21 protein-coding genes and 1 tRNA gene are annotated in these 25,172 nt (G+C 72.4%); 12 read left to right on the forward strand and 10 right to left on the reverse strand.

Annotation, left to right across the window (positions count from 1 at the left end; all coding sequences use genetic code 11):
• Nucleotides 1–11 precede the first annotated feature (11 nt).
• Nucleotides 12–833: a MetQ/NlpA family ABC transporter substrate-binding protein gene (locus ABT336_RS10890; protein ID WP_350896340.1), complete on the forward strand. Its 822-nt coding sequence runs from the start codon at nucleotides 12–14 to the stop codon at nucleotides 831–833.
• Between the two features lie 178 nt (nucleotides 834–1,011).
• Here the strand turns inward: ABT336_RS10890 and ABT336_RS10895 are convergent, their stop codons facing one another.
• Together ABT336_RS10895 and ABT336_RS10900 are read right to left on the reverse strand one after the other, a co-directional pair.
• Nucleotides 1,012–1,485, reverse strand: coding sequence for a DUF3263 domain-containing protein (locus tag ABT336_RS10895; protein ID WP_502891152.1), 474 nt, complete (start codon nucleotides 1,483–1,485; stop codon nucleotides 1,012–1,014).
• A gap of 132 nt (nucleotides 1,486–1,617) precedes the next feature.
• Nucleotides 1,618–2,403, reverse strand: a complete 786-nt coding sequence (locus ABT336_RS10900) for a DeoR/GlpR family DNA-binding transcription regulator (RefSeq protein ID WP_350896342.1) — start codon at nucleotides 2,401–2,403, stop codon at nucleotides 1,618–1,620.
• 325 nt (nucleotides 2,404–2,728) lie between these two features.
• Here ABT336_RS10900 and ABT336_RS10905 point away from each other — a divergent pair, with 325 nt between their 5' ends.
• The 3 genes from ABT336_RS10905 (at nucleotide 2,729) to ABT336_RS10915 (ending at nucleotide 5,866) form a co-directional block, all read left to right on the forward strand.
• Nucleotides 2,729–3,655: an SIS domain-containing protein gene (locus ABT336_RS10905; protein ID WP_350896343.1), complete on the forward strand. Its 927-nt coding sequence runs from the start codon at nucleotides 2,729–2,731 to the stop codon at nucleotides 3,653–3,655.
• Nucleotides 3,655–4,644: an ROK family protein gene (locus ABT336_RS10910; protein WP_350896361.1), complete on the forward strand. Its 990-nt coding sequence runs from the start codon at nucleotides 3,655–3,657 to the stop codon at nucleotides 4,642–4,644. The genes ABT336_RS10905 and ABT336_RS10910 overlap by 1 nt, the downstream gene beginning before the upstream one ends.
• Before the next feature lie 190 nt (nucleotides 4,645–4,834).
• On the forward strand, nucleotides 4,835–5,866 hold the full coding sequence (locus ABT336_RS10915; protein ID WP_502891153.1) for an N-acetylglucosamine-6-phosphate deacetylase: 1,032 nt from the start codon (nucleotides 4,835–4,837) through the stop codon (nucleotides 5,864–5,866).
• Between the two features lie 9 nt (nucleotides 5,867–5,875).
• Here ABT336_RS10915 and ABT336_RS10920 read toward each other — a convergent pair whose 3' ends face one another.
• Entirely contained in the window at nucleotides 5,876–7,117 is a 1,242-nt protein-coding gene (locus tag ABT336_RS10920; protein ID WP_350896345.1) for a DUF4032 domain-containing protein, read from the reverse strand.
• A 65-nt stretch (nucleotides 7,118–7,182) separates the two neighbouring features.
• On the opposite strand from ABT336_RS10920, the gene ABT336_RS10925 reads away from it, so the two are divergent.
• Complete coding sequence (locus tag ABT336_RS10925; protein ID WP_350896346.1) at nucleotides 7,183–7,950, forward strand: phosphatase PAP2 family protein; 768 nt, start codon at nucleotides 7,183–7,185, stop codon at nucleotides 7,948–7,950.
• A gap of 9 nt (nucleotides 7,951–7,959) precedes the next feature.
• The gene (locus ABT336_RS10930) at nucleotides 7,960–9,201 is read left to right on the forward strand and encodes an APC family permease (protein WP_350896347.1); all 1,242 of its coding nucleotides are present in this window, start codon (nucleotides 7,960–7,962) and stop codon (nucleotides 9,199–9,201) included.
• Between the two features lie 50 nt (nucleotides 9,202–9,251).
• Here ABT336_RS10930 and ABT336_RS10935 read toward each other — a convergent pair whose 3' ends face one another.
• Nucleotides 9,252–11,066, reverse strand: a complete 1,815-nt coding sequence (locus ABT336_RS10935) for a potassium channel family protein (RefSeq protein ID WP_350896348.1) — start codon at nucleotides 11,064–11,066, stop codon at nucleotides 9,252–9,254.
• A 94-nt stretch (nucleotides 11,067–11,160) separates the two neighbouring features.
• On the opposite strand from ABT336_RS10935, the gene ABT336_RS10940 reads away from it, so the two are divergent.
• The 3 genes from ABT336_RS10940 (at nucleotide 11,161) to ABT336_RS10950 (ending at nucleotide 14,683) form a co-directional block, all read left to right on the forward strand.
• Nucleotides 11,161–11,640 carry an MSMEG_6728 family protein gene (locus ABT336_RS10940; RefSeq protein WP_350896349.1) on the forward strand — a complete coding sequence of 160 codons (480 nt, stop codon included), beginning with the start codon at nucleotides 11,161–11,163 and terminating at the stop codon, nucleotides 11,638–11,640.
• A gap of 191 nt (nucleotides 11,641–11,831) precedes the next feature.
• On the forward strand, nucleotides 11,832–13,358 hold the full coding sequence (locus ABT336_RS10945; RefSeq protein WP_350896350.1) for an FAD-dependent oxidoreductase: 1,527 nt from the start codon (nucleotides 11,832–11,834) through the stop codon (nucleotides 13,356–13,358).
• A 107-nt stretch (nucleotides 13,359–13,465) separates the two neighbouring features.
• Nucleotides 13,466–14,683 (forward strand): hypothetical protein, encoded by a 1,218-nt coding sequence (locus ABT336_RS10950; protein ID WP_350896352.1) that lies wholly within the window; start codon nucleotides 13,466–13,468, stop codon nucleotides 14,681–14,683.
• 74 nt (nucleotides 14,684–14,757) lie between these two features.
• Here the strand turns inward: ABT336_RS10950 and ABT336_RS10955 are convergent.
• Nucleotides 14,758–14,834 (reverse strand) — tRNA-Thr (locus ABT336_RS10955).
• Nucleotides 14,835–15,208: 374 nt separating this feature from the next.
• Here ABT336_RS10955 and ABT336_RS10960 point away from each other — a divergent pair.
• Nucleotides 15,209–16,300 carry an ABC transporter ATP-binding protein gene (locus ABT336_RS10960; protein ID WP_350896353.1) on the forward strand — a complete coding sequence of 364 codons (1,092 nt, stop codon included), beginning with the start codon at nucleotides 15,209–15,211 and terminating at the stop codon, nucleotides 16,298–16,300.
• Between the two features lie 127 nt (nucleotides 16,301–16,427).
• Here the strand turns inward: ABT336_RS10960 and rlmB are convergent, their stop codons facing one another.
• Together rlmB and cysS are read right to left on the reverse strand one after the other, a co-directional pair.
• On the reverse strand, nucleotides 16,428–17,558 hold the full coding sequence (gene rlmB / locus ABT336_RS10965; protein ID WP_350896354.1) for a 23S rRNA (guanosine(2251)-2'-O)-methyltransferase RlmB: 1,131 nt from the start codon (nucleotides 17,556–17,558) through the stop codon (nucleotides 16,428–16,430).
• Nucleotides 17,558–18,973, reverse strand: a complete 1,416-nt coding sequence (gene cysS / locus ABT336_RS10970) for a cysteine--tRNA ligase (protein WP_350896355.1) — start codon at nucleotides 18,971–18,973, stop codon at nucleotides 17,558–17,560. Before cysS ends, rlmB begins: the two co-directional genes overlap by 1 nt.
• A 63-nt stretch (nucleotides 18,974–19,036) precedes the next feature.
• Between cysS and ABT336_RS10975 the strand changes: the two genes are divergently transcribed.
• A complete protein-coding gene (locus ABT336_RS10975; protein WP_350896356.1) occupies nucleotides 19,037–19,690 on the forward strand; it encodes an IclR family transcriptional regulator in 654 nt (217 codons plus the stop codon).
• Nucleotides 19,691–20,725: 1,035 nt separating this feature from the next.
• Here ABT336_RS10975 and ABT336_RS10980 read toward each other — a convergent pair.
• Nucleotides 20,726–21,409 carry an HAD family hydrolase gene (locus ABT336_RS10980; RefSeq protein WP_350896357.1) on the reverse strand — a complete coding sequence of 228 codons (684 nt, stop codon included), beginning with the start codon at nucleotides 21,407–21,409 and terminating at the stop codon, nucleotides 20,726–20,728.
• A 43-nt stretch (nucleotides 21,410–21,452) separates the two neighbouring features.
• Entirely contained in the window at nucleotides 21,453–22,430 is a 978-nt protein-coding gene (locus ABT336_RS10985) for an EamA family transporter (RefSeq protein WP_350896358.1), read from the reverse strand.
• Between the two features lie 83 nt (nucleotides 22,431–22,513).
• On the opposite strand from ABT336_RS10985, the gene ABT336_RS10990 reads away from it, so the two are divergent.
• Nucleotides 22,514–23,059, forward strand: coding sequence for a CGNR zinc finger domain-containing protein (locus ABT336_RS10990; RefSeq protein ID WP_350896359.1), 546 nt, complete (start codon nucleotides 22,514–22,516; stop codon nucleotides 23,057–23,059).
• Between the two features lie 82 nt (nucleotides 23,060–23,141).
• Here ABT336_RS10990 and ABT336_RS10995 read toward each other — a convergent pair whose 3' ends face one another.
• Nucleotides 23,142–24,551 carry a class II fumarate hydratase gene (locus tag ABT336_RS10995; protein ID WP_350896360.1) on the reverse strand — a complete coding sequence of 470 codons (1,410 nt, stop codon included), beginning with the start codon at nucleotides 24,549–24,551 and terminating at the stop codon, nucleotides 23,142–23,144.
• Nucleotides 24,552–25,172: the final 621 nt, after the last annotated feature.

A 25,172-nucleotide genomic window follows, 5' to 3' on the forward strand; every position in this document is an offset into this window, starting at 1 on the left:
GAAGGCACATCGTGCGACGCATCACCGCAGTATTCGCCGCGACCGCGCTCGTCCTGGGTCTGGCCGCCTGCGGCTCCGACAGCGACGAGAGCAGCGCGGCCTCGCCGGACTCTCCGCTGAAGGTGGGGGTGAGCCCGGTGCCGCACGGCGAGATCCTCACCTACATCAAGGACAACCTGGCCGAGCAGGCCGGGCTGAGCCTGGAGATCGTGGAGTTCACCGACTACGTCCAGCCCAACCGGGCGCTGGAGGAGAAGCAGCTCGACGCCAACTACTTCCAGACCGTGCCGTACCTGGAGACCGAGAAGCAGGCCAAGGGCTACCAGTTCACCGCGCTCTCCCCCGTGCACATCGAGCCGCTCGGCCTCTACTCCAAGAAGTTCGAGACGGTGGCCGAGCTGCCGGAGCGTGCGGTGGTGGCGATCCCGAACGACCCGACCAACTCCGGCCGGGCGCTGAACCTGCTCGCCCAGCACGGCATCATCACCCTCAACGAGGGGGCCGGCACCTCCGCCACCCAGCGGGACATCGCCCAGAACCCCAAGCAGCTCCAGTTCCGGGAGCTGGAGGCGGCGCAGCTGCCGCGCAGCCTGGACGACACCGACGCCTCGGTGATCAACGGCAACTACGCCATCGAGTCCGGGCTCAAGCCCTCCACCGACTCCCTGGCGCTGGAGAAGCCGGAGAACAACCCGAACGCCAACCTGGTCGTGGTCCGCGACGGTGACCAGGACGCCCCCCGGGTGGTGAAGCTGGAGGAGCTGCTGCACTCCGCCGAGGTCAAGAAGTTCATCGAGGACAAGTACCAGGGTTCGGTCCTCCCCGCGTTCTGACCGACCCGCAACCTGTTCCGACCCACGCTCCGACCGCCGACCCCCGCTCGTTCGAAACGGCACACTTCGAACGGACGGGGGTCGGTCGTCATACCGAAGGGCCCGGGAGGGCAGCAGCCCGCGCAGGCGGCCCCGGTCAGCGGCGGCGGGCCGGGGTGGAGGTGACGCGGGCGGCCGGTCAGCGGCGGCGGTTGCGGGCCCGGGAGGAGCGCAGGCGCCGGAGTCGGCCGATCAGCAGCGGCTCGGCGGCCAGCGCGGCCGGATTGTCCAGCAATGCGTTCAACAGCTGGTAGTACCGGGTCGCCGAGAGCCCGAAGGTGTCCCGGATCGCCTGCTCCTTGGCACCGGCGTGCCGCCACCACTGCTGCTCGAACGCGAGGATCCGCTGCTCCCGATCGGTGAGCCCGCCGGTGCCGGTGGTCGGGTCGGCCCCCTCGTCGGTGGCGCTCTCCGCAGGATCGACGGACGGGCTGGGTGCCGGGCCGTCGGTCGCCGGAACCTGTTCGACCTCCGGCGCGCTGCGCGGCGGTGGAACCCCCACCCCGGTACGCCTCGACGCCCCGCCCTCGGGGTCCGTCACGGGAGCGTCGGACCCGGGATGCGGCGGCACAGCGCCGACGCCGGTGTGCGAAGGGGCGTCGGGCTGCTGCATGGCGCTCCTGCGGGGACGGGCCGGCACGCCGACGCCAACCGGGGTGACCAGCGTAACCAGGCCCGACGTGTCGCGCATCAACCGACCGCGTGGGCGTGGTCACCGGTGGGGTGCCACCGCCGACGGGGGGTGTCAGGCACAGACGACTGTGACCCCGGCGGCGCGGAACGCCTCCACCATCTCCGGGGCGGCCCCCGAGTCGGTGATCAGCGTCTCGACCCGGTCCACCGGGCAGATCCGGGCGAAGGCGTGCCCACCCAGCTTGGACGAGTCGGCGATGATCACGACTCGTTTGGCGCGGGCCACCATCAGGTTGTTCATCGCCGCCTCCCCCTCGTGGTGGGCAGCGGCCCCGAGGTGGGGGTCGACGGCGTCCACCCCGAGCAGGGCCACGTCGAGGGTGACCTCGCGCAGCAGCGCCCCACCCAGCGGGCCGACCAGTTCGAAGGACTTGGGGCGGACCACCCCGCCGGCCACGACCACCTTCATCCGGGATCGGACCAGCAGTTCGTTGGCGATGTTCAGCGCGTTGGTGACCACCGTGAGCTGGGCACCCTCGGCGTTGGTGTTGAGGTCCGGTCGGACGGCGAGGGCACGGGCCACCTCGGTGCTGGTGGTGCCGCCGTTGAGCCCGACCACGCAGCCGGGGGCGACGAGCGCGGCGGCGGCGGCCCCGATCCGCTGCTTCTCGGCGGAGTGCTTGGCGGTCTTGTAGCGCAGCGGCAGGTCGTACGAGACGCCGTTTGCGACAGCCCCACCCCGGGTACGAGTGATCATCTGCTGTTGGGCCAGCTGGTCGAAGTCACGTCGGATGGTGGCCTGGGAGACGTCGAGCCGCTCGGCGGCCTCCTCGACGCTGACCCGTCCGCTGTCGGTCAGCATCTCCAGCAGGGCGTTCCATCTGGCGTAACGGTCCACCGGGGGCCTCCAGTGACAGCACGGTCGCTGATCGATTGCGTGCACAGTAGTGCGCGAAACTAGCCTCGCGCAAAACCTCCCGCTGCGCGATCCGCCGTCCGGTTGCCGGATCGTCGGCATTCAAGCAGAATAGTGCTCGAAAGATGGCCGTTACGAGCCATATTGTGCACATCAATCCATGTTGTGCACATCAATGGACAGGCTGTGCACACAGGCGGACAGACGCACGATCCGGATCGCGCAACGGAGTGGTTGCCGCGCACCACAGTGGTACCGCACCCCTCGGTGCGGTGTCGCGTACCGACCTCCCCGCAAGGAGTTCCCGATGGCCCACGTCCACGCGGAGATCGCTAGTCAGCCCGAATGCTGGCGGGAGGCCGCCCGCCTCGCCGGCACCCTTCCCGACCTGCCCCGACCCGGCGAACGGGTAGCCGTCGTCGGGTGCGGCACCTCCTGGTTCATGGGGATGGCGTACGCCGCCCGCCGGGAGCAGCTCGGCCAGGGCGAGACCGACGCCTTCCAGGCCTCCGAGTTCCCCACCGGCCGCCGGTACGACCGCCTGATCGCGATCACCCGCTCCGGGACCACGACCGAGGTGCTTGACCTGCTCACCGCCCTGCGGGGCCGGGTGCCCACCACCGTCGTGGTCGGCGACCCCGACTCCCCCGCCGCCGAACTGGCCGACTCGGTGGCCCCGCTGCCCTTCGCCGACGAACGGTCGGTGGTGCAGACCAGGTTCGCCACCACCGCCCTGGCCCTGCTCCGGGCACACCTCGGCGACAACGTCGGCGCGCTGGTCGCCGACGCCGAGGTGGCCGTCCGGGCCTCACTGCCCATCGACCCGGTCCTCGTCGGGCAGGTCACCTTCCTCGGCCGGGGGTGGACCGTCGGCCTCGCCCACGAGGCCGCGCTGAAGTGCCGGGAGGCGGCCAGCTTCTGGGCCGAGTCGTACCCGGCGATGGACTACCGGCACGGGCCGATCTCGATCGCCACCCCGGGTCGGCTCGTCTGGGCCTTCGGTGACCTCCCCGCCGGGCTGCCCGAGGACGTCGCGGCCACCGGCGCCGCCTTCGCGCACAGCCGCACCCACGGCTACCGCACTGTGCTCGGACGCTGGTCCGCCGGGCGGACCCCGGTCGACCCGATGGCCGACCTGATCCTCGCCCAACGGTTCGCGGTGGAGCTGGCCACCAGCCGGGGGCTCGACCCGGACGCCCCGCGTCACCTCCGCCGCTCGGTGGTGCTTACGTGATCGACGGCGAGGCGGGGACTTCGTCCTCGGACTCGGAGCAGGCCCCACCCGCCGTCGCCGTCGCCGTCGACGTGGGCGGCACCGGCATGAAGTGCGCCCTGGTCCGCCCGGACGGCACCGTCGTGCACGCCCAGCGGCACCCCACCGGTGCCGAACGCGGCCCCGAGGCGGTCGTCGCCACGATCCTGGACGTCGCCGAGGGGCTCGCCGACCGGGCCCGCGCCACCGGCTACTCCCCGGTGGCTGTCGGCATCGCGGTGCCCGGGGTGGTCGACACCGCCCGGGGGGTCGCAGTCTGGTCGGCGAACGTCGGATTCCGGGACGTACCCCTGCGGGAGCTGGCGGTGGCCCGACTCGGCCTGCCCACCGCCCTCGGACACGACGTCCGGGTCGGCGGCCTCGCCGAGGCCCGGCTCGGCGCGGGACGCGACGCCGGGCACGTCCTGTTCGTGGCGATCGGCACCGGCATCGCGGGCGCGCACGTCACCGACGGGTCGGCCGCCGCCGGCGCGCACGGTGCCGCCGGGGAGATCGGCCACATCCTGGTACGCCCCGACGGCCCACCCTGCGGCTGCGGTCGGCGTGGCTGCCTTGAGGCGTTCGCCTCGGCCGCCTCGATCGCCCGCCGGTACGCCGAACTGACCCTGCCCGCCGACGGGGCGGGCCCGGTCGACGCCGCCGGGGTGGCGGCCCGGGCCGCCGCCGGTGACCCGGTCGCCGAACGGGTCTGGCGGGATGCGGTGGAGGCCCTCGCCGACGGACTCGCCACCGGCCAGGCGCTGTACGACGTCAGCACCATCGTCCTCGGCGGCGGACTGGCCCGCGCCGGCGACCAACTCCTCGGCCCCCTCCGGGCGGCGCTGCGTGAACGGTTGACCTTCCACCGGGAGCCCCTGCTGGTGCCCGCCGCCCTCGGCGACGAGGCAGGTTGCCTCGGCGCGGCGCTGCTCGCCCTCGACACGGTGCCCGAGGACAAGCGTCACGGCTGAGCGCACCGACCTGTCCGGAGTCGCATCGAGAGACGGAGAGCTGATGGTCCTGCGGGTGAACGGCAAGGTGGTGACCCCGGCCGGTGTGATCCGCCAGGGCTGCGTGGAGATCGACGGCGACCGGATCACCGCCGTCGCCGAGTACCCGTCGGTGCGCGACGGGCACTGGATCCTCCCCGGCTTCGTGGACATGCACACCCACGGCGGAGGCGGGCACACCTTCACCACCGGCGACGCCGATGCGGCCCGGGCGGCGGCGGCCTTCCACCTGGGACACGGCACCACCACCCTGCTGGCCGGCCTGGTCAGCTCCCCGATCGAGCTGATGCGGGCGGCCACCACCGCGTACGCCCCGCTGGTCGCCGAGGGGGTGCTCGCCGGCATCCACTTCGAGGGGCCGTACCTGTCGGCGCGACGGTGCGGGGCGCAGAACCCGGAGTTCCTCCGGGATCCGTCCACCCGGGAACTTGCCGAGCTGATCGAGCTGGGGCAGGGTGCCGTCCGGATGGTCACCATCGCCCCGGAACGCGACGGCGCGGTGGCGGCGATCGAGCTGCTCACCGCGCACCGGGTGGTCGCCGCGATCGGTCACACCGACGCCACGTACGAGCAGACCCGGGCCGCCCTGACGGCCGGGGCGAGCGTCGGCACCCACCTGTTCAACGGGGTCCGTGGGATGCACCACCGCGATCCGGGGCCGGTGGTGGCGCTGCTGGAGGCACCGCACGTGGTCTGTGAGCTGATCGCCGACGGGGTGCACCTGCACGACGGGATGCTCACCTTCGCCGTCTCGACCGCCGGACCGGACCGGTGCGCCCTGATCACCGACGCCATCGCCGCCGCCGGAATGGCCGACGGCGAGTACGAGCTGGGCGGCCAGGCGGTCACCGTCACCGCCGGTACGGCCCGACTCTCCGCCGGCCGGAACGCCGACCCCGACAGGAACGCCGAGCCCAGTCGCAACACCGAACCCGGCGCGAACACCGAACCCGGTGCCATCGCCGGGAGCACCCTGACGATGGATGCCGCCCTGCGGCACGCGGTCGACGCCGGGATGGCCCTCGTCGACGTGGCCCGGATGGCGGCGACCACCCCCGCCCGGGCGATCGGCCTGGGCGACCGGGTGGGCGCGTTGCGGGCCGGGCTCCGCGCCGACCTGGTGGTGCTCGACGACGACCTGAACGTGCTCCGGGTGATGCGGGCCGGTTCCTGGGTGGAGTGAGTGCCGGGGTCAGCCGGCGGAGGTCAGGTCGACGCCGAGGACCGCCTGCTCGTCGGGGCGGTGCACCAGCACCTCGGAGAGGAACGACTGCACCGCCGGACGCATCCCGACGTCCCGGCCGGCCCGCTCGGAGAGCAACCACTTGTGCTCGATGATCTGGGTGAAGAGCTCCTGCGGCTCCAACTTGCGCCGCAGGTGCGCCGGGACCGCCCGGACCACCGGCTCGAACACCTCGGTCAGCCACCGGTGAGCGGCCTGCTGCTCGGCGAGGGGGACGCTCTCGGCCCGGTAGGCGTCCAGGTCGTTGAGGAGCTTGCGGGCCTGGTTCTCCTCGGCGTCAAGGCCGGTCAGCCGCATCAGCCGACGGGTGTGGTACCCGGCGTCGACGACCTTCGGCCGCACCAGGTACCGCCCGTCGTCGATGGTGGACATCGCCACCTCGGCGACGTCGAAGCCCAGCTCGTTGAGGCGGCGGATCCGGCCCTCGATGTCGTGCCGGGCCTCCCGCTCGATCTGCTGCTCGTAGGTGATCTCGTGCCAGAGCCGCTCGTACCGCTTCACGACCTCCTCGCAGACCACCTCCGGGTCGATCGACTCGTGCAGCAGCCCGGCGGCCTGGAGGTCCAACGCCTCGCCGAAGATGTTGACCCGGGCGATCTCCAGATCCTCGCCGCGCTGGCCGTTGGAGAGCGACCTGTGCAACGCCCCGGTCTCGGCGTCCACCAGGTACGCGGCGAACGCCCCGGCGTCCCGGCGGAACAGGGTGTTCGACAGCGAGCAGTCGCCCCAGAAGAACCCGGTCAGGTGCATCCGGACGATCAGGGCGGCGAGCGCGTCGAGCAGTCGGCCCATCGTCTCCGGGCGCAGGGTGTGTGAGAACAGCGCCCGGTAGGGCAGGGAGAACTGCAGGTGACGGGTGATCAACACCGGGTCGAGGGGTTCACCGTCGTCGGACTGCCTGTCGGCCACGATGGCGATCGCCTCGACCGACGGGAAGTCGATCCGCTCCAGCGCCCGCAGGAGGTCGTACTCCCGCTCGGCGACCCGCTCGCCGGTCTCCTTCACCGCGTACACGTACTCGCCGAGCCGGACAAAACGCACGATGTGCCGCGAGATTCCCTGCGGCAGCGCGACCAGGTGCCGCGCCGGCCAGTCCGCCAGCGGTGTCGACCAGGGCAGGTCGAGCAGTGCCGGGTCCACGAGGGCTGAGGTGATCCGCACGGGACAAGTCTGACTGCTGACCGCAGACATCGCCGCTAATCGTGGTTCGGCACACAGCCGCCGCCGGATCCGGCCCGGGCCGGTAGCGTGATCGGGTGCACGACACCCCGAAGGTACGGCCCGGAGTCCGGCTACGCCCGGTCCGACCGGCCGGGTGGTGGTTCGACGTACTGCTCGTCGTCGGGTTCGTCGCGATCACCGTATCGCTCGCCACCGGCCACCTCTTCGGCCTCGACCGGGCCGTCGACGAGTGGGCCGCCGCGCACCGTCCCCCGGCCGCCTTCACCGCCGCGATGGTCCTCAACCATCTCGGACAGGGCGGCCCGTTGACGGCGATCGGGGCCGCCCTGGCGGTGCTCCTGGCGGTCCGGCTCCGCTCGGTACGCCCCCTTCTGGTGCCGGTGGCCGCGTTCGCGCTGACCACCTTCACCGTCGGCCCGCTGAAGGTGTGGACGGCCCGACCGGCGCCGAGCGCCAGCGTCAAGGAGCCGTTCCTGCCTGTGGAGCAGACCCTCCCCCTGTTCCAGAGCGACCTGCCGCTGCGCTTCGCCCAGTCGTACCCGTCGGGACACGTGGCCAACGCCATCGTCTGGTACGGCGTCCTCGCGCTGCTGCTCGCCCCGGTGCTGCGGACCTACGGGCGGGGGCTGCCGCACCGGGTAGTCCTGGCCGTCCGGATCGTCCCCCCGGTCGTGGTCCTGTGCACCACCACCTACCTGGGGTGGCACTGGTTGACCGACTCGGTGGCCGGACTCCTGGTCGGCCTCCTGCTGGACCGGATCCTGCACCGGGTGCCCTGGGACACCCTGCCGCTGCCCGGCCGGTTACGCGACGTCGATCGTCCGTTCACATCCGCCCCGTAACCTTCCCCCGTGACGCACCTGGCCCGGCGACTGGGCGTACCCGATGCGGTGGTCGTCGGGTTGGGGTCGATGCTCGGCGCGGGCGTCTTCGTGGTGTTCGCCCCCGCCGCCGCCTCGGCCGGGGCGACGGGACTGCTGGTGGCGGTGGCCCTCGCCGGTGCCGTCGCCTTCTGCAACGCCACGAGTTCGGCCCGGTTGGCCGCCCGCTACCCCGAGTCCGGCGGCACCTACGTGTACGGGCGGGAACGGCTCAACCCGTTCGCCGGGTTCCTCGCCGGGTGGGCGTTCGTCGTCGGCAAGACGGCGAGCTGTGCGGCGATGGCGCTGACCGTCGGGGCGTACCTGTGGCCGCAGCAGGCCCGACCGGCGGCGGTCGCGGCGGTCCTGGCGGTGACCGGGGTGAACCTGCGCGGCATCGGCAGGACGGCTGTCGCGACCCGGATCCTGGTGGCGCTCACCCTGGTCGTGCTCGCCACAGTGGCGGTGACCGGGGTGACCGGCGGGGACTTCTCCGTCGACCGGCTCGGCACCCTCGACGGCACCGGCCTGCGGGGCGTGCTCACCGCCGCCGGCCTGCTCTTCTTCGCCTTCGCCGGGTACGCCCGGATCGCCACCCTCGGCGAGGAGGTCCGGGACCCCGCCCGGACCATCCCCCGGGCGGTGCCCCTGGCGCTCGGGGTGGTCCTGGCGATCTATCTGACCCTGGCGGCGGTGGCCCTCGGGGTGCTCGGCACCGACCGGCTCGCCACCGCCACCGCCCCGCTGGCCGAGGTCGTCGCAGTCTCCGGGGCACCCGGACTGAGCTGGCTGGTCCGGGCCGGGGCGACGGTGGCGGTGACCGGGGTGCTGCTCTCCCTGCTCGCCGGGGTGTCCCGGACCCTGCTGGCGATGGCCCGCCGCCGGGACCTGCCCGGGGCGCTCGCAGCCGTACACCCCCGGCACCGGGTGCCGCACCGGGCCGAACTGGCGGTGGCGGCTGTCCTCGTCGTGGTGGTGGCGTTCGGTGACGTCCGGGACGCGATCGGCTTCAGCAGCTGCACCGTGCTGGTCTACTACGCGATCACCAACGCAGCGGCGCTGACCCTCGGCCGCGACCCCGACCGGAGGCTCCCCCTGCGGCTGTTGGCCGTGTCGGGGCTGGTCGGGTGCCTGGTCCTGGCTGTCACACTGCCTACTGTCAGCGTCCTCGCCGGGTTCGGCGTGCTCGCCCTCGGCACCCTCTGGTACGCCCTGAACCCGCTCCGCCGGTGACTGTCACTCCGTCTCCCGAGGATGCCCCGTGCCCACGTAGGCCGGACGGGTCAGGACGGGTCGTCGGCGGGGCGGGGTTCGGGGACGACCGACGACGAGGACGGCAGGGCCGGCGGGGGCGGGGAGGTCTGCCGCAGCAGCCAACTCAGTCCCGCCCGCCGGGAGACCACAGTCAGCCGGTCACCGGCGTTGATCACCATCCGCGCGTCGGGTGTCCAGTCCACGGCGGACTGGACGACCTGACCGACCGGGGTGTGCGCGATCAGGCGTACCCCGTCGGGTCGGCCGACCTCGGTGAGCGGGGCCCCGTCGAGCGCCGACCCGGCGGTCACCGGCACCTCCGCGACGACCAGGACGTGCCGTTCCAGCGGGATGGTGGCGATGACCGCCCGGTTCAGCAGCGCACCGGTGAACGAGGGGGCGGCTAGGTAGGCGACGCTGCGGGAGATCCCGATGTCGAACGCGCCGGAGATCCGTTCGGCGAAGTCGTCGTCGTAGAGCCGCAGCACCACCCGCAACTCGTTGGTCACCGCCCGGGCGTTCAGCGCCGCCTGGAGGTTCGCCACGTCGTCGGTGGAGACCACCACCAGGGCCTGACAGGTCTCGATCGAGGCGGCCCGCAGCACCTCGTCCCGCGCCGCGTCCCCCTCGACCAACGGGATCCCGAGCCGACGGGCCAGCGAGACCCCCCGGGCCTGGGGGTCCTTGTCGATCGCCACCACCTCGACGCCGAAGTCGTTCAGCTGGGCCATCACCCGGGTGCCCACGTTGCCGAGCCCGACCACCACCACGTGACCGGAGCGCTCCGCCTGGTTGCGTCCGGCGTGCAGGGCGAGTCGGGCGTTGACGATCCCGTCCACCACCACAGCGGTGATCAGCGGGATCAACGCCAGCCCGGCCAGGTTGAGCACCACCTGCATGATCTGCGCGGCGGCGTCCTTCTCGGTGTCCGGATCCGCGCCGCTGAGGGTGGTGACCAGGGTCAGGTAGAGCGCCTCGGCCGGGGAGACCTCCTCGGCCCGCGAGATCAGGTAGCCCAGGAGCGCGATCACGCCGAGCACCACGAGGGTGGCGATGCCCAGCTTGCGGGTGGCGAAGCTGCGTACCGCCCGGAGGGTCGTCAGGATCGGCCGCCGCCGTCGGGCGCGGACCAGTCGGCGGGCCGCCAGCTCGGTCCCGGCCGGCTGGCCGGTCGCCTCCGCCAACACCACGTCCGCCGTCGACTCGTCGGTGGGCAGCATCCGGACGTCCTGTGGATCGGAGAGGTCGGCCAGCCCGCACACCACGTCCTCCGGGCGTACGTCGGCGCGGCGGGCCACGTGCAGGGTCCGGCCCCAGTGTCGGAAGTAGGTGGGGGCGACCTCACCCAGGGCGGCGGCCACGAAGGCGGGTGCCGCCATCTGGGCGTCCGAGAGGACCGCGGACTCGGGGAAGAGCTGGCGTACGCCGTTGGCCAGGCTGGTGTTGAACATCCGCAGCACCAGCCGCAGTCGGGGCTCGACGGCCTGGGCGCAGTACCCGGCGTGGATGTTGCCGACGTCGTCCTGCGACAGCAGGGCCAGCCCCTCCGCACCCGCCAGCCCGACCCGCCGGAACGTCGCCTCGTCCAGCCGGTCGGCCTTCACCACCCGTACGCCCCTGATCGACCGGACGTCGGGGCCGTCGGAGCGCCGCCGGTGCGGCACGACCACCGTCACCCGTACGGTGTCGGCCCGTTGCTCGGTGTCGAGCAGCCCCTTCACCACGTGGTACGCCAACGCGTCCTGGCCGCAGATGACGTAGTGGGGTCGGGGGTCACCGTTGGCGCGCAGGCGCAACCCGGAGCCGACCGCGCGGCGGGCGATGTCACGCCAGGGCTCCGACATGGACCGGATCGTAGTCGGTCGATCACAGCCGTGGTGATCGGTGGGCTGGGTGCTGGCGCGCATGGCGGGTCGGAGGACGGGTAGAGCAGGGGGCGTGCAGACGTTCCTGCCGTACCCGGACTTCCTGGCCAGCGCCCGTGTGCTTGACGTCAAGCGACTGGGCAAGCAGCGGGTGGAGGCCATCCAGGTGCTGCGCGGCCTCACCCGACCCGGGTACGGCTGGCGCAACCACCCGGCGGTGAAGATGTGGGCCGGGTACGAGGAGGCGCTGGTCCGCTACGGCCTGGACATGTGCACCGTGTGGTGCGCCCCCGGTCGGGCGGACACCTGCGCGACCACCCTGACCACCGACTTCGCCGAGGCCTGCGGTCCGGTCCGGATCCGGGGACAGGCCGAGCTGGCCGAGGCGGGTGAGCTGCCGCCCTGGCTGGGCCGGGACGACCTGCACCGCAGCCACCGGTCGTCGCTGCTGCGCAAGGACCCCGACCACTACGGCCCGTTCTTCGGCGACACCACCCCACCCGACCTGGAGTACGTCTGGCCACCCTCCGACCGCCCCCGCCGCTGCGGGTGACCCCGCCGGGTCGACCCCGCGTGTCCGGCCGGTGCTGCCCCGCGCGTCCGGCCTTTGCTGCCCCCGCGCGTCCGGCCTTTGCTGCCCCCGCGTGTCCGGCTTTGCTGCCCCCGCGCGTCCGGCCGGTGCTGTCCCCGTCGGGAGGCACGTTCTGGGGCAGACTGGGGCTTCATCGGGCCGAGAGGGTGCACATGGCGCTGTCGCAGCGGATCGGGCGTTTCATCGGGGTACGGCAGCATCGGGTCGACCCCGGTGGGGGCGGCCCCCGACGGGTCCGGCACCCGGTCGACGTGGTGGTGGTCGGCGGGGGGATCGCCGGCATGTCCGCAGCGGTGGTGCTCGCCGAACGGGGCGTACGGGTGACGGTCCTGGAGGCCGCGTCGACCCTGGGCGGACGCCTCGGCGCGTGGCCGGAGCAGCTCGCCGACGGTACGCAGATGGTCGAGCACGGTTTCCACGCGTTCTTCCGGCAGTACTACAACTGGCGTTCGATCCTGCGTCGGATCGACCCCGGGCTGGGGTTCCTCAAGCCGATCCCCGGTTATCCGATCCTGTCGCAGCAGTGGCCCACCGAGGAGTTCGGCAGGCTGCCGCCCGCGCCCCCACTGAACCTGCTCACCCTGCTCGCCCGCAGCCCCAGCGTCCGCCTGCCCGACCTGCGGCAGATGGACCGGGACGCCGCCCTGCCGCTGCTCACCTACGATCCGGTCCGCACGTACGCCGAACTCGACGGGACCACCGCCGCCGAGCTGCTCGACTCCCTGAAGCTGCCGGACCGGGCCCGGGCGATGCTCTTCGAGGTCTTCTCGCACTCGTTCTTCAACCACGAGCACGAGATGTCGGCCGCCGAGATGGTCGCCCAGTTCCACTTCTACCTGCTCGGCAACGGGGAGGGGTTGGCCTTCGACTGCCCCGACGAGGACTACGCCACAGCGATCTGGGCCCCGCTGACCCGGCACGTCGGACGGCACGGCGGTCGGGTGGTCACCGGGGCCGCCGCGAGGACCGTGCACCGCGACGGTGACCGGTGGCGGGTGCGGACCGCGGACGGCACTGCGTACCCGGCCGGACACGTGGTGCTCGCTGTGGATCCTCCGGCGTTGGCCGCGCTGGTCGGGGCCTCCCCGGACCTGTCCCGGGAGGCACCGCGACTGGTGGAGCGGATGGCCGCCTTCGGCACCCCGGGACCGCCGTACGCGGTGGCCCGGTACTGGCTGGACGGGGACGTGTCCCGGCGGCGGGCGGTGTTCAGCGGGGTGTCCCGGCAGCCGACCCTGGATTCGGTGACCCTCTACCACCGGCTGGAGAACGAGCCGAGGATCTGGGCCGAGCGCACCGGCGGTTGCGTCGTCGAGCTGCACGCGTACGCCTGCGACCCGGGTGTGGCGGCCGAGGAGCTGGCCGAGCGGATGCGGGTGGAGCTGGGCGTCCTCTGGCCGGAGTTCGCCGGGCTGCGGGTGCGTGAGCTGCGGGCCCGGGTGGAGGCGCAGGCACCGGCCTTCACTCCGAACAGCCACGCCACCCGCCCGGGGGTGCGAACCGACGCCGACGGCCTCTACCTGGCCGGGGACGGCATCGCCACGGACTTTCCCAGCGCGCTGATGGAGCGGTCGGCGGCGACCGGCATCATCGCGGCCAACCACGTCCTGCGGGCCGAGGGGGCGGCTGCGGAACCGGTCCGCTCCATCCGCCCCCGGGGCATCCTCGCCACCCGGTGAGCACTGAGGGGCGCAATAGTCGACTTGTGGTGATTCGAGGCTTCGTTCCGGCCTAGGGTGTGGGCGAACAGCGCACCCTGACAGCGGACGAATCGAGGTCGAACGGCGTGTCCCTGCGTCCGCCCGCAACGGAGGTCGTGCCGGTCCCCGCCGACCGGCACGACCAGCACGGGCCGACCGGCGTCGAGCGGGCCGGCACGGTGGTCGCGCTCCGGCTCGGCTGGTGGCTCGCCGACGCCTTCCACCAGGTACGCTGCCCCGCCGCCACACCCCAGGACCGGCGTACGCGGACACCTCCCGGCCCGGACGCGGCCCCCGGGGTCCACCCCGGCAAGCTCTCCAACTTCACCGAGATGCCGGTACGGCACCGGCTCCGGATGTACCTGGACGGGGTCGACGTGGCCCTCGCCGAGCTGGCCCGACTGACAGGTACCCGGCAGCCGGCGACGACCGGCCCTCGGCCGCTGCCGGACACCGGCGCCGCCCACCGCCGGGTCGACGCCGACGACGCCCTGACCGCAGACTGGACCGGGGACCTCCTGCACCTGCTCGACGCGCTCAACCTCGACGTGCTGGGCTGGACGATGGCCACCGATCCACGGATCGGGCGGGCGTACCGGCTCGGCCGTTCCCTCGCCGACACCGCCCGTGACTGCCACCGGGATCCGCTGCTGCCCCGGTTCACCGAACGGCAGGCGGAGATCTCCCGCTGGCTGGAGGAGCTGGGTGCGGTCCTGCCGCCGTACGCTGCCGGGGTGGTCCGTCGGTCGCTTGCCGCCTGGACCCGGGCGGTCCGGGCGGCGGCGGCCGGTCCGGACCCGGCGACCGACCTGGCCCGCCTCGCCGGTGGACTCCGGGACCAGGGGGAACGCTGGCGCAGCGTCCTCACCGGCAGCCTGCACCCTCGGGACCTGCTCGACGAGGACGACTGGGCCCACGTCGCCCGAAACCTGATCATCAGGGACCGGCGGCTGGTGGTGGAGGCGGTCCGGGGGATCTTCGTCCCGGTGCTGGTGCCGCTGCTGGCCGTCCTGCTCGTCGTGGTCGGGGTGAGCGCCGTCGCGGCCAGCGGTTCGCCTGTCGCCCGGGGCGCGGTGGCCCTGGTCGGGCTCGGCGCCGGGCTCGTCGGAATCTGGCGGTCGGTCTCCACCCCGGCACTGGCGGTCGCCGGGGAGGTCAACAGGCCGCTCGTCGACAGCGAGTTGACGGTACGGATGGCCGAGCGGCTCAGCGCTCCCCTGCACCACGCCCGCCCGACCACCTCGACCCGACGGCGGAGCCGGGTCGGCGGGCGGGAGCCCAGCGGCCCACCGGGTGTTCCGTGACCACCCGCCCGGCGGGCACCCCCGCAGGTGGGCCGGGGGGTGGGCGCCCGCGTCGACGGGGCGCCCCTTCACCGTGGAGCCCCCGGCCGGGATCGAACCGGCGACATCCCGCTTACAAGGCGGGTGCTCTGGCCAGCTGAGCTACAGGGGCCCGATCGGCGCAGGCGCGAGCCTCAGCCGATCGTTCGCCCGTCAGCATAGCGACTGGCGTCTCGATATCCCGCCTCCCAGGCCCTCCCACCACCGGAAACGTCGTCTTCTTGACCCGGCGTAACGGATAGCGGTCCGCCAACGCTGCAATCGTCGGTGACGATTGATGCCTGGCCGTGCCCGAGTGTCCGATATGCCCTACCGGTGTATCCCGTCGGTGGACGTCCCACCTTGGCAGGAACGTGAAAGGCGTTTACGGTTCAGTGACACGGACGACACCCCGGTGTCGCCCGTGGGCCGGCGCGGAAACGTGCCGGTCGCTCCCTTACTCGGATCGTCCGGCACGTTCCTGCCGGTGAGAGGAAGCGTCACTTCATGGCTACGGTCACCTACGCCAAGTCGTCCCGGATCTACCCGGGCACCGAGCGGCCCGCCGTCAACCAGCTCGACCTCCAGATCGGCGACGGGGAGTTCCTCGTCCTGGTCGGCCCCTCCGGCTGCGGCAAGTCCACCAGCCTGCGGATGCTCGCCGGGCTGGAGGACGTCGACGACGGCGCCATCTACATCGACGACCGCGACGTCACCCACCTGCCGCCGAAGGCGCGGGACATCGCGATGGTGTTCCAGAACTACGCCCTCTACCCGCACATGTCGGTGTACGAGAACATGGCGTTCGCGCTCAAGCTGCGCAAGACCCCGAAGGCGGAGATCGACCGCCGGGTGAAGGAAGCCGCGAAGCTCCTCCAGCTGGACGAGTACCTCGGCCGCAAGCCGAAGGCGCTCTCCGGTGGTCAGCGTCAGCGGGTCGCGATGGGCCGGGCCATCGTCCGCGAGCCGCAGGTCTTCCTCATGGACGAGCCGCTGTCGAACCTCGACGCCAAGCTGCGGGTCCAGACCCGTACCCAGATCGCGTCGCTGCAGGCCAACCTCGGCGTCACCACCGTCTACGTCACCCACGACCAGGTCGAGGCCATGACCATGGGTCACCGGGTCGCCGTCATGCTCGACGGTGTCCTCCAGCAGGTCGACACCCCCCGGGCGCTCTACGACACCCCGGCCAACGTCTTCGTCGCCGGGTTCATGGGCTCCCCCGCCATGAACATCAAGACCGTCGCGCTCGGTGACCAGGGTGCCTCCTTCGCCGACATGCTGGTCCCGCTCAACCGGGAGCAGGTCGCGGCGGCCCGCTCCGAGGGTGGCAACGACAAGGTGACCGTGGGCTTCCGCCCCGAGGACTGCGACCTGGTCAGCCCGACCGAGGGTGGCCTGCCGGTCGTCGTCGAGCTGGTCGAGGACCTCGGCTCGGACGCCAACATCTACGGCCACGCCGCCCTGGACGGCTCCAACGAGCGGTTCGTGGTGCGGACCGACCGCCGGTCCATGCCGAACATGGGCGACACCGTGTTCGTCAAGCCGCGCACCGGACGTAGCCACGTCTTCAACGCCGCCACCGGCCACCGGATCTGATCAGCACCGACGGATCAGCACCGACGAAGAAGGGGTGGTACGCCTGACGGCGTACCACCCCTTCTCGTTCTGTCTGCGGTGACCGGCTCCGGTCCCCCCACGGCCCCAGCCCCCGGGGAGCCGCCGGTCAGGCGCTCGCGCGGCGGCGGGCCACCTCGGCCAGGGTGACAGCGGCGGCGACGCTGGCGTTGAGCGACTCCACCTCCGAGACCATCGGGATGCTCACCGTCAGGTCGCAGGTCTCCCCCACCAGACGGGACAGCCCACGCCCCTCCGAGCCGACCACCACCACCAGCGGACCCACCGCCGCCTCCAGGTCGTAGAGGTCGGTGTCGCCGTCGGCGTCCAGCCCGACGACCATGAAGCCCGCATTCTGGCAGGCCTTCAGCGACCGGGTCAGGTTGGTGACCTGGGCGACCGGCACCCTGGCCGCCGCACCGGCACTGGTCCGCCAGGCCGTCGCGGTGATCCCGGCGGCCCGCCGCTCGGGCACGAACACCCCCTGCGCGCCGAAGGCGGCGGCCGAACGGATCACCGCGCCGAGGTTACGCGGATCGGTCACCCCGTCCAGAGCCACCAACAGCGGAGCGGTCTGCTCCAGCGCGGCGGTCATCAGGTCCTGGAAGTCCTCGTACGCGAACGGGGGCACCTGCAACCCGATGCCCTGGTGCAGCACGCCACCGGTCATCCGGTCCAGTTCGGCCCGGCTGATCTCCAGCAGGGCGATACCCCGGTCGGCAGCCGTCCGGACGCTCTCGTTGACCCGGTCGTCGATGTCGATGCCGAGCGCGATGTACAGAGCCGTCGCCGGCACCTGGGCGCGCAGCGCCTCCAGTACCGGGTTCCGGCCGACCAGCAGCTCCGGGGTGTCCTTGGCCGGGTTGGACTTACGTCCCGGTGCGACCCGGGGGCCACTGCGCCCCGCACCGCCCCGACCGGCGGGAGCCCTGCTCCGGCCGGGCTTGAACGGAACCCCGGCCCGGCTGCCCTTGCCCCAGGTGGTGTCCTTGGTGCCGGGCTGCCCGACCTTCGGGGCCCGCCCCTCCTCGGCGGCGGCCCGCCGCTCCTTGTCCTGCTTCCAGGCGGTGCGCTGGGGAAGCTGCTCGGTGCCCGAGTAACCCTTGTGCCAGGGACGCTCGTCGGCGGGCAGCGTACGCCCCCGCCCGGCCAGGGAGTCCCGGTTCTTGCCACCGGAGCCCTTGGCGGCGCCCTTCTTCGCTGTCAGTCGCCGGCCACGGCGCTCTGAGTTGCCGGCCATCAGTCCTGCTCTCCAATAGTCCAACGCGGTCCCTGCGGGGTGTCCTCGACCACCACACCGGCCTGCTTGAGCTGGTCGCGTACCGCGTCGGCAGCTGCCCAGTCCCTGCGACCCCGCGCCTGCGCGCGCTGCTCCAGGGCCAACGCGACGAGGGAGTCCACCACGTCGCGCAGATCCTCGGTCCGGCCACCACCGCACCAGACCGGGTCGAGGGGGTCGACCCCGAGGATATCCAGCATTCCCCGGACCGCCGCCAGCGCGGTGCGTACGGTCACAGCGTCGTCGACGGCCAGGGCGTTGTTGCCCTCCCGGACGTACTCCTGGAGAACGGCGAGGGCGGCGGAGGTGTTGAGGTCGTCGTCCATCGCGGCGACGAAGCCGTCCGGCAGCTCGCCGGGTCCGCCCGCGCCGACCCGTTCGGTGGCCCGCTGCACGAAGCCCTCCAGGCGGCGGTAACCGGCAGCCCAGTCGCGCAGGTTGTCCTCGGTGTAGTCGATCCGGGAACGGTAGTGGGCGGCGGCGAAGTAGTACCGCAGCTCGACCGGGCGGACCCCGAGCCGGGCGACGTAGGCCAGGTCGAGGGCGTTGCCTGCCGACTTGCCCATCTTGGCCCCGTCCAGGCTGAGCAGCCCGTGGTGGACCCAGTACCTGGCGAACGGAAACCCGGCCGCCTGGGACTGGGCGATCTCGTTCTCGTGGTGCGGGAAGGTGAGGTCGAGCCCACCGCCGTGGATGTCGAACTCCGGACCGAGATAACGCCAGCACATCGCCGAGCACTCGATGTGCCAACCCGGACGACCCCGCCCCCACGGCGACGGCCAGTAGGCGTCCGTCGGCTCGCCCGGCTTGACCCCCTTCCACAGGGCGAAGTCCCGGGGGTCGCGCTTGCCCCGGTCCGGGGCGTCCCCTGCGGACTGCATGTCCGCCGGGGACTGACCGGAGAGCGCACCGTACGCCGGCCAGGAGGCGACGTCGAAGTAGACGTCCCCGGAGCCGTCGGTGGCCGGGTAGGCGTGCCCCTCGTCGATCAGCCGGGCGATCAGCTCGTGCATCTCCGGGACGTGTCCGGTGGCCCGGGGCTCGTAGGTCGGCGGCAACACGTTGAGTGACCGGTACGCCTCGGCGAGGATCTGCTCGTTGGCGTACGCGATCGACCAGAACGGGCGACCCTGTTCCTGCGCCTTGACCAGAATCTTGTCGTCGATGTCGGTGACGTTGCGGATGAAGGTCACCTCCAGGCCTTTGGCCTGCAACCACCGGCGGAGCACGTCGTAGTTGACGCCGGAGCGGAGGTGCCCGATGTGCGGTGCCGCCTGTAGGGTGAGACCACACAGGTAGACGCTCACCCTGCCGGCTTGCCGGGGAACGAAGTCCCGGACCGTTCGGGTCGCTGTGTCGTACAGGCGCAGTGTCACCGCACAAGGGTAGCTGTCGGTGACTTGGCCAGTGTTCCCGGAACCGGGTCGTACGCTCCTGGAGTGGATCCGACCCTCTCCCCGGTCGGTGGCGAATCGGCTCAGACGCTGGACCGGGGGCTTCGACTGCTGCATCTGGTCGCCGACGCCCCCGGCGGGCTGACGGTCACCGAGGCGGCGAACCGGCTCGGCGTCGGTCGGGCCGTCGTGTACCGGCTGGTCGGCCCGCTCACCGGCTACGGCCTGCTGCGACGCGACACCGAGGGTCGGCTGCGCCTGGGGGCGGGGCTGCTGCACCTGGCCCGCCGCGCCCAGCCGTTGCTCGCCGAGGGGGCCCTGCCCGCCCTGCGCCGCCTCGCCGAGCAGTCCGGTGCCACCGCCCACCTGACGGTCGTCGAGGGGGGCGAGGGAGTGGCCCTCGCCGTGGTGGAACCGAGTTGGACGACGTTCCACGTGGCGTACCGGGCCGGCGTCCGGCACCCGCTGGACCGTGGTGCCGCCGGGCAGGCCATCCTCGCCGGGCGGGACGGCCTCGCCGGGCCGGTCACCACCGCCGGGGAGTTGCAGGCCGGTGCGTACGGGGTGGCCGCGCCGGTCCTCGGGGTCCCCGGGTTGGAGGCCAGCGTGGGGGTGGTGGCCCTGGCCCCGCTCGACGTCGACGAGGTGGGTAGGCAGGTGTGCGCCGCCGCCACCACCATCGCCGCCGCCCTCGCCTGATACCACACTCCGGCTGTCGATCAGGGGTTGTCCACAGGGGCGGGTGACGGGTGGAGCGCCGGTTGTCCACAGGGGTGTCCGACGGCGGGTCACGAGCGGCAGGCTGCCGGTATGCCACTGCACACCGATCGACCGAAGGAACTCGCCTGGCAGGTGTTCCGTGGGTCGGACGTGGTCCGCCGCGGTCTGCTCACCGCGTACCGGCTCCGGGGAACGGAGTGGGTGCGACTGCGCCGCGACGTGTACGCCGACTCCCGCCTGCCGCAGGACCACCGTCTCGCCTGCCGGGCGGTCGCCCTCCAACTACCAGCGGGCGCGGCCGTCGCCGGCCCCTCGGCGGCCTACCTGCACGGGGTGGAGCACGCCGCCGGCTTCGGCGACGACGTCCACGTCCTCGTCCCGCCCCGGGCCGGAATCCGCCGCCAGCAGGGACTCCGGGTGCACTCCTGCTCGTACCCCCACCCGTCGCCACCGGTGGGGTGCCCGCCGGAGCGGGGGGACGGCCCGCCCCGCACGGATCCGACCCAGGCGGCCTGGGAGACGGCGGTGTGGCTCGAACCGGTGCTCGCCGTCGGTGTCGTCGACTCCCTGCTGCGACGCGGGCTCACCACGCCGGACGCGCTCGACGCCCTGCTGCGGCGCAACGGCGACCGGCCTGGCGGACGGCGGGCCCGCTGGGTCTTCGGTCTGGCCGACCCGACCGCCCGGTCCCCGACGGAGTCACACCTGCGGGTCCGGCTGACCCTGACCGGACTGCCCCGGCCGGTGTCCCGGCACCCCGTCGAGCTGCCGTCCGGCCTCGCCGTGTCGGCGCACCTGGCCTGGCCCGAGTTCCGGGTCGCCATCCGGTACGCCACATCGGGGAACCCGCTGTCGGGCCGGGGCGACCCCGGCGACGATCACCTCTCCCGCGCGGGGTGGTTGGTCCTGCCCGTGACCGCCCGTCGGTCGCAGCGGGAGTTTCCGGCGCTGGTGCAGGAGGTCCGCGCCGCGTTGACCGGGCGGGGCTGGACCGGTGACCGGCGGCGTCCCCGGCTAACCGGCCGACAGTTCGGCGACGACCGCCGCCAGTTCGGTGACGGTGGCGATCTCGGCGTCGGCGGGCAGGTCGGCCGGGCGGGGCAGGCCCGCCCGGTTCAGCCAGACCGCGCGGTGGCCGGCCCGTCGGGCGGCGACGACGTCGTGGGCGGGTGAGTCACCGACGTGCACGATCCGGTCCGGCGCGACCCCGGCCGCCGCCACGACGGCCCCGAAGAACTCCGGGGCGGGCTTCTTCGGCAGGCCGTCCTCGTGGGCGTACACCTCGAACGCGAACTCACCCGCCAGGCCGCACCGCTCTGCCCGGCTGTTGCCGTTGGTGGCGAAGCCGAGCGTGTGGTGCCGTCGCAGGGTGGCCAGGGCGGGCAGCACGTCCGGGAACGGACGGGTGAGCGCGTAGCGTCGCTCGAAGAAGAGGTCCGCGATCGCGTCGAGGTGTTCGTCGAGTCCGGCCCGGGCCACGGACCGGGTCAGCGCGGCCCGCCTGATCTCGGCGACCGGGGCGGCGCTCATCCCGTCGAAGACCGCATCCCAGTCCGACTCCAGGTCCCCCAGGGTCACCTCGGCCGCCGCCGGGTCGAGCTGCCGCATCCGACCCAGTACGGCTTCCAGCCCCCCGGTGACCGCCGAGCGCAGGTCGAGCAGGGTCTCGTCGGCGTCGAACACGATGTGGGTCAGCATGCAGGCAAGGGTGCCACCCGGGGCCGAACAGCCCCGACGACGGTCAGGGCCCGCTGCGGGTGGTCGCCTTCTCCGGCGACGGAAGGTCGACCCCGCCGACGGTCGGTACGCCCCGCAGCTCGTCCAACCGGACCAGGACCACCCCGCCGACGATCAGGACACCACCGAAGAGCTGGACGAGAGTGGGCAGCTCGGCGAGGACCAGCCAGGCGATGAGAACCGCGAACACCACCTCGATCAGCCCGACGAAGGAGGCCAGTCGGGCACCGAGGATCCGGGTGCCGGCGATCCCGGTGAGGTACGACACCACCGCCGTGACCAGCGACAACCCGGCGACCGGCACCAGCCAACTGGTCGGCTGCCCGAGGAAGGAGACCTCGCCGAAGTTGACGTTCAACGGCACCAACCCGATGGCCCCGAGCAGCCCCAGCACGACGGCCGCGACAGCCATTCCACCGGTGGCCAGGGCCACCGCCGGCAGTTCGCCGTCGATCCGTTCGGAGAGCACGAAGTAGCCGGCCAGGCCCACCGCCGCCGCCAACGCCCAGAGCACCCCGACCGGGTCCATCCGGGTCGCGCCGGTCAGGTCCAGGACGAACACCAGGCCGAGCACGGCCACCACCGCGCCGGCCACCGTCAGACGACGTGGACGCTGACCGTACGCCAGCCACATCCAGAGGACCACCGGGACGACGGCGAGGTGCTCCACCAGCAGGGCCACCCCGATCGGCAGGTACCGGATCGCATAGAAGAAGCAGACCTGCGCCGTCGCCACCCCGAGCACCCCGAAGAGTCCGATGGCGGCGAGGTTGCGACGCAACACCGACCACCGACCGCGCAACGCGATCGCCGACGGCACGGCGAGCACCAGGGCGCCGACGCTTACCCGGGCGATCACCGCCGCCTCGGGCGACCATCCGGCGTCGATCAGAGACCGGGCGAAAATGGGGGAGGTGGCGAAGGTCAGGGCGGAGAGCAGCACCAGGACGAGACCGAGACCGACTACCGGACGGGAATGCATCGAATCTCCTCGACTCGGCGAGCCGTCATGAGCGATCTACGATTCGGCGATGACGCTAGGTGTCCCCCACGACGGGAGTCAAGTTGCTGTTCGCCCATGACACAGAGTGCGCGCTGGTCACCGCCGCCGCCCTGGTCAACACTGCCGGCCGAAGCGAGGGGCTACCCGACGTCACCACGTTGGCCGCCTTCGTCACGGCGCAGGGCTTCACCGGTCGACACGACCGGACCGAGGCGGAGTTGCGCGCCGTACGCGAACTGCGTCCCCAGTTGCGTCGCGTCTGGTACGCCGACGAGGACGAGACGGTCGCCGTCGTCAACGGGCTCCTCCGGGAGACGAAGGCGCTGCCGCAGCTCATCCGGCACGACGACGAGCCGTACCACCTGCACGCCGTGCCCCGCGACGCGCCGTTGGCCCGACGGATGGCGGTCGAGGCCGCGATGGCCCTGGCCGACGTGGTCCGCAGCGGCGAGTTGACCCGTCTGCGCAGGTGCGCCCACCCGGAGTGCGACAACGTCCTGGTCGACCTGTCCCGCAACCGGTCCCGACGGTTCTGCGACGCAGGGTGTGGCAACCGGGCGGCGGTCAGCGCCTACCGGGCCCGCAAGGCCGCCTCCGAGAAGGGCTGACGGGGCACGGTACCGCTGCTCCACCACCGGGCCGCGGCGGCCCGACCTGCCGGCTGGGCCGCCCCGAACGGTCCGAAACGGATCAGGGGTGGGTCATCCGGAGCAGGTCCAGCGCCTCGTCGAGCTGCTCGTCGGTGAGTTTCCCGTTGCGCAGGTGACCACGGGAGACGACCACCTCGCGGATGGAGACCTGCTTGGCCAGCGCCTCCTTGGCGATCGAGGCCGCCTCGTCGTACCCGAGGTGCCGGTTGAGGGGGGTGACGATCGAGGGCGACCCCTCGGCGTACGCAAGACAGACCTCGACGTCCGCGACCAGATCGACCACGCACCGGTCGGCGAGCAACCGGCCGGCGGCCGAGAGCAGCCGAATCGACTCCAGGATGTTGCGGGCCATCACCGGCAGCATCACGTTCAGCTCGAAGTCGCCCTGGGACCCGGCGAAGGCGATCGTGGCGTCGTTGCCTACCACCTGGGCGCTGACCTGCCGGACCGCCTCGCAGACCACCGGGTTCACCTTGCCCGGCATGATCGAGGAGCCCGGCTGGAGGTCCGGGATCCGCAGCTCCCTCAGGCCGGCGCGGGGACCGGAGCCCATCCACCTGATGTCGTTGGCGACCTTGTAGAGACCCACCGCCACGGTACGCAGCTGCCCGGAGGTCTCCACCAGCGCATCCCGGGCACCCTGGGCCTCGAAGTGGTTACGGGCCTCGGTGACCGGCAGGCCGGTCGAGGCGCGAAGCTTCTCGATCACCGCCGCGGCGAAGCCCAGCGGAGTGTTGATGCCGGTGCCGACGGCGGTGCCGCCCAACGGCAGCTCCGCCAACCGGGGCAGGGCCGACTCCAGCCGTTCGATGCCGTACCGGACCTGGGCGGCGTACCCACCGAACTCCTGGCCGAGGGTGACCGGGGTGGCGTCCATCAGATGGGTCCGCCCGGCCTTCACCACCGTCTCGAACTCCGCCGCCTTCGCCTCCAACGCCTCGGCCAGGTGGACCAGGGCCGGCAACAGGTCCCTGGTCACCGCCTCGGTGGCGGCCAGGTGGATCGAGGAGGGGAACACGTCGTTGCTCGACTGGGAGGCGTTGACGTCGTCGTTGGGGTGCACGTCCCGGCCCAGTTCCCGACCGGCGAGGGTGGCGACCACCTCGTTGGTGTTCATGTTCGACGAGGTCCCCGACCCGGTCTGGAACACGTCGACAGGGAACTGGTCGTCGTACCCCCCGTCGGCCACGTGCGCAGCCGCGGTGGCGATCGCCGCCGCCACGTCCGCGTCGATCACCCCCAGCTCTCCGTTGACCTCGGCTGCCGCCCCCTTGATCTGGGCCAACGCCCGGATCTGGGCCGGTTCGATGCCCCGCCCGGAGATGGGGAAGTTCTGCACCGCCCGCTGCGTCTGCGCCCGCCACAGCGCGTCGGCGGGCACCTCCACCTCACCCATCGAGTCGCGTTCGATCCGGTAGCCCACTGCCTCTGGAGTCGTCACGCACTCCATCCTGCCGCGCCCGGCGGCGACTCGCAGCGGCTCAGGAGATCACCCCCTGCGACCTCCCCCTCCCCGACGCCGAGCAGCCCCCGGCCGCCCGGCCCACCGGCAAGTTGCCCTGGTGCCAGTCGAGAATGTCACCCGGTTCAGCTACCGGGATGCCAGCCGGGGACGTCGGTCGGATTGACTGTGGAGCTGCCCCATCCGTAGGACCGGCCCAAGGCAAACATCCAGCGCTTCCGAAGCAAACCCCGTCCAACAGGACCGGCCCGAGGCCAACATCCAGCGAATCCGACACCGCCCCGTTCGTGGGACCAGCTCCACAGTTGATGCCCCACATCACCCCGCTGGGCCGCCTGCATCACCCGCCAGCCGCCTGAATCACCCCGCCCAGCCCGCCGGCGTCACGTGGTCCGTTGCCGCCCTGCAGCAGTGCCGGCCAGTAGAAGCCGGTCAGCCCGAACGCTGCCGGAATCAGCTCTCCACATCCGAACGATCTGCCGACCTGCGCCCAAGGCGCGTTGATCAAGGGATTTGCGTCACCGGACAGCCCGGAGATGACGCAAATCCCTTGATCAACGCGGACGTCCGCGCGGGAGGGCGGGGGTGGGGGGTGGGGGGTGGGAGGGG

It is taken from the genome of Micromonospora sp. NPDC000207, from assembly GCF_040300925.1.
GTDB lineage: Bacteria > Actinomycetota > Actinomycetes > Mycobacteriales > Micromonosporaceae > Micromonospora.

Excerpts from the sequence above, each read along its gene's own strand:
- ABT336_RS10995 (WP_350896360.1), bottom strand. The coding sequence starts at position 24,551 with ATGGAGTGCGTGACGACTCCAGAGGCAGTGGGCTACCGGATCGAACGC.
- rlmB (WP_350896354.1), bottom strand. The coding sequence starts at position 17,558 with ATGGCCGGCAACTCAGAGCGCCGTGGCCGGCGACTGACAGCGAAGAAG.
- ABT336_RS10945 (WP_350896350.1), top strand. The coding sequence starts at position 11,832 with ATGGCGCTGTCGCAGCGGATCGGGCGTTTCATCGGGGTACGGCAGCAT.
- ABT336_RS10915 (WP_502891153.1), top strand. The coding sequence starts at position 4,835 with ATGCACACCCACGGCGGAGGCGGGCACACCTTCACCACCGGCGACGCC.
- ABT336_RS10920 (WP_350896345.1), bottom strand. The coding sequence starts at position 7,117 with ATGTCTGCGGTCAGCAGTCAGACTTGTCCCGTGCGGATCACCTCAGCC.
- ABT336_RS10905 (WP_350896343.1), top strand. The coding sequence starts at position 2,729 with ATGGCCCACGTCCACGCGGAGATCGCTAGTCAGCCCGAATGCTGGCGG.
- ABT336_RS10985 (WP_350896358.1), bottom strand. The coding sequence starts at position 22,430 with ATGCATTCCCGTCCGGTAGTCGGTCTCGGTCTCGTCCTGGTGCTGCTC.
- ABT336_RS10895 (WP_502891152.1), bottom strand. The coding sequence starts at position 1,485 with ATGCAGCAGCCCGACGCCCCTTCGCACACCGGCGTCGGCGCTGTGCCG.
- ABT336_RS10960 (WP_350896353.1), top strand. The coding sequence starts at position 15,209 with ATGGCTACGGTCACCTACGCCAAGTCGTCCCGGATCTACCCGGGCACC.
- ABT336_RS10980 (WP_350896357.1), bottom strand. The coding sequence starts at position 21,409 with ATGCTGACCCACATCGTGTTCGACGCCGACGAGACCCTGCTCGACCTG.
- ABT336_RS10935 (WP_350896348.1), bottom strand. The coding sequence starts at position 11,066 with ATGTCGGAGCCCTGGCGTGACATCGCCCGCCGCGCGGTCGGCTCCGGG.